A 5,343-nucleotide genomic window follows, 5' to 3' on the forward strand; every position below is an offset into this window, starting at 1 on the left:
AAAAACAAGTTGCTCAGCCCGGCCCTTTCGGGCCTAGGGCCCGCTACAGCCGACCCGCCGCCTTCAATGCCAGGTATGCATCCGCCAGCGCCGGGGCCAGCTTCTCCGGTGTGGCGTCAACGACCGTCACGCCATATCGCTGCAACTGCTCCGCTGTGCGGCGTCGGCCGGCCTGGGCCTGGCTGCCTGCTGCTGCTTCGTAGACCGCGTCCACTGTTCCGCGTCCGCCGGCCATTTCCTCTACGTGCGGGTCGGCCACCGACGCCACGACGACCGTGTGCCGCTGGGTGAGTTGGGGGAGTACGGGCAGCAGGCCCTCCTCGATCGCTGCCGCGTCGAGCGTCGTGAGCAACACGACCAGCGAACCTCGCCTGGCGTTTCTCAGTACCGCCGACGTGAGGCCGCGGGCATCCGTCTCCACCAGCTCGGGTTCGAGCGTGGCCATCGCGGCCACCAGGGCGGGCAGCACGTCACCCCCCGACCTGCGGGCCGCCTGGGCCCGGATCCTGCGGTCGTAGGCCAGCAGGTCCACCCTGTCGCCCGCGCGTGACGCGAGTGCGGCCAGCAGGAGTGTCGCGTCCATCGAGGCGTCCAGGCGCGGGATGTCGCCGACGCGGCCGGCCGACGTCCGGCCGGTGTCGAGGACGACGAGGATGTGCCGGTCGCGTTCGGGGCGCCAGGTGCGTACGGCGACCGCTGACTGGCGTGCGGTGGCCCGCCAGTCGATGGAGCGGGTGTCGTCCCCGGGTACGTACGAGCGCAGGCTGTCGAATTCGGTGCCCTCGCCGCGGGTCAGGACGCTGGTGCGGCCGTCGAGTTCGCGGAGCCTGGCCAGTCGTGACGGCAGGTGCTTGCGGCTGGTGAAGGGCGGCAGCACGCGGACCGTCCACGGCACCTGGTGGTTGCCCTGCCGGGCCGCGAGGCCGAGCGGTCCGACCGAGCGCACCGTGACGCGGTCCGCGCGCCGGTCGCCGCGGCGCGTGGGGCGCAGCAGTGTGGTGAGTCTGCGGCGTTCGCCTGCCGGCACGGTCAAGGTGTGGCGGGACGCGGCCTGTTCGGTGCCTGCCTGCCAGCTGCTCGGCGGCCAGGCGTCGCGGAGTTGGGCGCGGAGAGGGCGGCGGGAGGGGTTGGTGACGGTGAGCTGTACCTCGGCGCCGTCACCGAGTCGAACTGAGGTGTCACCGCTTCGGGTGAATTGGAGCTTTTGCACTGGCGCGGCCAGGGCGTAGTCGCACAGAATTGCGAGGGACAGGGGGGCTTCGACGGCAAGGATCCCGGTCCAGCTGGGGGCGAAGAGACCGACGGGGATGGAGCCGAGGGCCGCCAGAAGCGCGGTTCGTCCGGTGAGGGCCATGGGTCATCGCCTCATCGGGGGACGGGGACATGAGCGAGGAGCGCGGTGATGACGGAGTCCGCTGTGACTCCCTCCATCTCGGCCTCGGGGCGGAGTTGGACGCGGTGGCGCAGCGTGGGGAGGGCGAGGGCTTTCACGTCGTCGGGGGTGACGTAGTCCCGGCCGGTGAGCCAGGCCCAGGCCCTGGCGGTGGAGAGCAGGGCGGTGGCGCCTCGGGGCGAGACGCCGAGTGTGAGTGAGGGGGATTCACGGGTGGCACGGCAGATATCGACCACATAGCCGGCGATCTCGGGTGAGACCGATGTCTTGGCGACGGCGGCGCGGGCTGCTTCCAGGTCTGCGGGGCCTGCGACGGGGCCTATCCCGGCGGCTTTGAGATCGCGCGGGTTGAAGCCGTCCGCATGGCGGGTGAGGACGTTGATCTCGTCCTCGCGGCCCGGCAGCGGGACGGTGAGCTTGAGGAGGAAGCGGTCCAGTTGGGCTTCCGGGAGGGGGTAGGTGCCTTCGTACTCGACGGGGTTCTGGGTCGCCGCGACGAGGAACGGGTCGGGCAGCGGGCGCGGGGTGCCGTCGACGGTGACCTGCCGCTCCTCCATTGCCTCCAGCAGTGACGACTGGGTCTTGGGCGGGGTGCGGTTGATCTCGTCGGCCAGCAGCAGATTGGTGAAGACGGGACCGGGCTGGAAGGAGAACTCTGCGGTCCTGGAGTCGTAGATGAGCGAGCCGGTGACGTCGCTGGGCATCAGATCGGGGGTGAACTGGACGCGCTTCGTGTCGAGTTCGAGGGAGGCTGCGAGTGCTCGTACCAGGAGGGTCTTCGCGACTCCGGGGACTCCTTCGAGCAGGACGTGACCCCGGCACAGGAGAGCGACGACAAGACCGGTGACGGCGGAGTCCTGGCCGACCACCGCCTTCGCGATCTCGGTGCGCAGGGCCTCCAGGGAAGCGCGGGCGCTGTCCGAGTTCACAGCGGTCTCAGGGGTCGGGGCACTCATGAGGTGCGTACCTCTCTTTCGAGGGCGTCGAGTTGGTCGGCCAGGCGGACGAGAGCGGCGTCCTCGGCCGGTGCCTGGCCGAACAGCAGAGCTGACGGGTTCACGGAGGCGTGGGGGAGCCGCGCGGAGACGGCGGCTGTCAGGACGTGGGGGGAGTGGGCGTCCGCAGGCGGGACGCCGAGAAGAGAGGCGAGCCGTTCCCGGGTCGCCGAGCGCAGTGCCGTTGCCGCGCGGTCCCTGGCGTTGGTCTTGCGGTAGAGGCGGGCGCGGCCCTCGGTGGCTTCCGAGGCGCGGATCGCTACGGGGAGCCGTTCCGGGACGAGCGGGCCCAGCCTGCGTGCTCGCCAGACGGCGGCGAGTATCGCGGCGAAGAAGAGCTGAAGGGTGCCCCAGAGCCAGCCGGAAGGGATGAGGTCGATGAAGCTCTTTTCGCCGTCATCGCCGTTGCTGTTTGCCGAGGGATCAGTGAGCGAGGGGAGGTACCAGACGAGATGAGGCCGGGAGCCGAGGAGTTGAAGGGCCAGCGACGCGTTGCCCTGCTTGTCGAGGCGTTCGTTGTAGAGGAGGTCGGGCGAGCCGAGCAGCACGGTGTCGGCTGTGCCGGCGTCTGTGTCCGTCCCCGTGCCGGTGATGAGCAGGCTGGGCAGTCCGTCGCTCGGGTAGCAGGCGTTCGTCCTGCTGGTGTCGTCGGTTGTGCTGTCCGTCGTGTAGCGCTCGCCGCCGATGTCGACGGTGCCCGCGCGGCGGGCGGCGGGGAGGGCGCAGCGGGGGGCGCGGGCGGAGACCTGGGCGGGAGCGTCCGTGCGGACGCCGGGGGCGAGTATGCCGACCGAGGCGGGTCCGGCGCCGAGGAGGACGGTGCGGCCTCCGGAGGACGCTGTCGCGTTGTGCAGCGACCGTTGCTGAGCGGGAGTCAGCAGGTCGGGTGTGGTCACCAGGAGTGTGGTGTCCGGGCCGGTGGCCGCTGTGGCTTCGTGGAGTGTGGTGGCGACATCGACCGAGACGCCACTGGCCTTGAGGAGTTCGGCGGTGGCGCGGCTGCCGAACTGGTCGGCGGAGCGTGGGTCGAGCCGGCCATGCTTCTCACCGGAGTTCAGGGCGGCCAAGGTGATGCCGGCGATCAGGAGGATGACGAGGGCCAGCAGGAGTCCGCGGCCTCGGGTCCATATCTGCCGGGCCGTCGGGGAGATGGACGTGGCCGGGGGCGCGGCGACAGGGGGAGCGGGGTCGGTCAGGGAGGTCATGGGGCGGTTCCCCCCGCTCCGGCGGTTGCCGGGCTCAGTTGGGGCTTTGCCCGTTGCAGATCGAGGTCGAGTTCCCGCATCCGCAGGTATGCGTCCTGGTCGGCTGTGCGGCCGCCGTATGTGACGGCGTCGAACTCGCAGGCTGCGGTTCGGAGTCGGTCGGCGTGTGCGGGGAGCGGGTGTCCGGCGTCGAGGGCTGCTTCGACGGCGGTGCGGCCGGGACGCGGATCGAGCAGGGCCCGTTCCTCCAGGGAGCGGACGACGGCTCGCATCCGTTCCTGGAGGGCCTGGTTCCAGCGTCCGGCCGCCGCGTGTGCTTCCGCCGCGGTGCGGTGTTCGGCGGCGCTGCGGGGTCCTTCGTCGAAGAGCGTCCCCGCAGTGCCGGGTATGCGGCGGGGGGTGCCGAGGCGCCACCAGAGGGCGGCTGTCAGCGCGAGGACGAGTACGGCGACGGCGATGAGTCCGAGTGTGCCGCCGGGGGTCGCGCCGGAGGCGGAGTTGAAGAGGTCGTCGACCCAGTCCCAGAACCGGTCCAGTGCGCGGCGGAGGAGGCTGGGGTCGTTCTGGTGGTACAGCGGCTTGGACAGTTCGCGTCTGGCAGCTTCACGGGCCGGGTCGCGCGGGGTGTCCACCGGGATGTCGCCCCGCGCGCCCGCCATGAGCCATGCCGCTGCCGTCTCCCCCGTGATGGACACCGTGTCAGTACCCCGAAGGACCCTGGTCCGGACGGCCGTTGCCGTCCGGTGTGAGGCCGGCGGCGCGGGCCAGCTCCAGGTCGAGGGCCTCGCGCCGGATGCGCTGGTCCACGTAGAGGAGCACGGTCACGCCGGCGGAGATGGGGTAGGTGATCGCGGCGGCGATCACGGATCCGATACCGGTGATGATCATGAAGGGCCAGCCGAAGTCGGGCGTGGTGCTGCTGAACAGCCCGTCGAGGCTCTCACCGTCCACGGCCGAGGCGATGAGGCTGAACGGCACGGCGATGATCATGGAGACCATGAAGGTCAGCACCAGGGTGAGCAGCAGGATGCCGAAGGTGCGCCACCAGGCTCCGCGTACGAGCTTGGCGGAGCGGCGCAGCGACGGCAGGATGCCTTGGCGCTCCAGCATCAGGGCGGGGGACGCGAGGGTGAGGCGGACCCAGAGCCATACGACCACGACCGAGGCGGCGAGTCCGCCGAGGACGGCGAGCGCGGCTGCTCCGCCGCCGCCTCCGGCCAGTGTGCCCACCAGCACCCCGGGCAGGATGCCGACGCCGAGGATGGCGGCGTACATCACCGGCAGCAGCACGGTCAGCCCGAGCAGTTGCGGGATCCGGGGCCTGGCCTCGTGCCAGGCTTCGGAGAGCGACACGGAGCGGCCCAGTACGGACCGGCTGATCACCACGGTCAGCACGGCCGTGGTGAAGAGCGTGCCGATCAGGGTGATGACCACGGAGGGTACGAGGGCGAGCAGGCTCGACTGCATGGAGTCGACGGCCTGGTTCAGCGCCTCGGACGGCGAGGCGTTCGGGTCGATCTCGGTCGGGTCGGGCAGCAGGTAGTGCTGGGCGAGCAGGTCGCAGATCTGGGTGACCACGGCGACGGCGATGGTCACGCCGAGCACGATGCGCCAGTGGGCGCGCGCCGTGGAGACGGCTCCGTCGAGGAGTTCGCCGACGCCGAGCGGGCGGAGCGGGATCACGCCGGGCTTGGCCGCCGGTGGCCGTCCCCAGAAGGGGCCGGGGCCGCCAGGGCCGCCGGGGCCCGGG

The 5,343-nt window shown here is 71.2% G+C and carries 5 protein-coding genes; all 5 read right to left on the reverse strand.

Annotation, left to right across the window (positions count from 1 at the left end; genetic code table 11):
- Positions 1-43 precede the first annotated feature (43 nt).
- Entirely contained in the window at positions 44-1,354 is a 1,311-nt protein-coding gene (locus HY68_RS15190; protein WP_041989062.1) for a DUF58 domain-containing protein, read from the reverse strand.
- Between the two features lie 11 nt (positions 1,355-1,365).
- Positions 1,366-2,349 (reverse strand): MoxR family ATPase, encoded by a 984-nt coding sequence (locus HY68_RS15195; RefSeq protein ID WP_041989064.1) that lies wholly within the window; start codon positions 2,347-2,349, stop codon positions 1,366-1,368.
- Positions 2,346-3,593 (reverse strand): DUF4350 domain-containing protein, encoded by a 1,248-nt coding sequence (locus HY68_RS15200; RefSeq protein ID WP_041989065.1) that lies wholly within the window; start codon positions 3,591-3,593, stop codon positions 2,346-2,348. Before HY68_RS15200 ends, HY68_RS15195 begins: the two co-directional genes overlap by 4 nt.
- The gene (locus HY68_RS15205) at positions 3,590-4,252 is read right to left on the reverse strand and encodes a DUF4129 domain-containing protein (RefSeq protein ID WP_041989067.1); all 663 of its coding nucleotides are present in this window, start codon (positions 4,250-4,252) and stop codon (positions 3,590-3,592) included. The genes HY68_RS15200 and HY68_RS15205 overlap by 4 nt, the downstream gene beginning before the upstream one ends.
- A 40-nt stretch (positions 4,253-4,292) precedes the next feature.
- Positions 4,293-5,343, reverse strand: a 1,051-nt coding sequence (locus tag HY68_RS15210; protein ID WP_241778581.1) for a hypothetical protein, incomplete at its 5' end; no start/stop codon positions are given.

It is taken from the genome of Streptomyces sp. AcH 505 (assembly GCF_000818175.1).
GTDB lineage: Bacteria > Actinomycetota > Actinomycetes > Streptomycetales > Streptomycetaceae > Streptomyces.

Coding starts and splice junctions, on each gene's coding strand:
- HY68_RS15190 (WP_041989062.1), bottom strand. CDS start 1,354: ATGGCCCTCACCGGACGAACCGCGCTTCTGGCGGCCCTCGGCTCCATC.
- HY68_RS15195 (WP_041989064.1), bottom strand. CDS start 2,349: ATGAGTGCCCCGACCCCTGAGACCGCTGTGAACTCGGACAGCGCCCGC.
- HY68_RS15200 (WP_041989065.1), bottom strand. CDS start 3,593: ATGACCTCCCTGACCGACCCCGCTCCCCCTGTCGCCGCGCCCCCGGCC.
- HY68_RS15205 (WP_041989067.1), bottom strand. CDS start 4,252: ATGGCGGGCGCGCGGGGCGACATCCCGGTGGACACCCCGCGCGACCCG.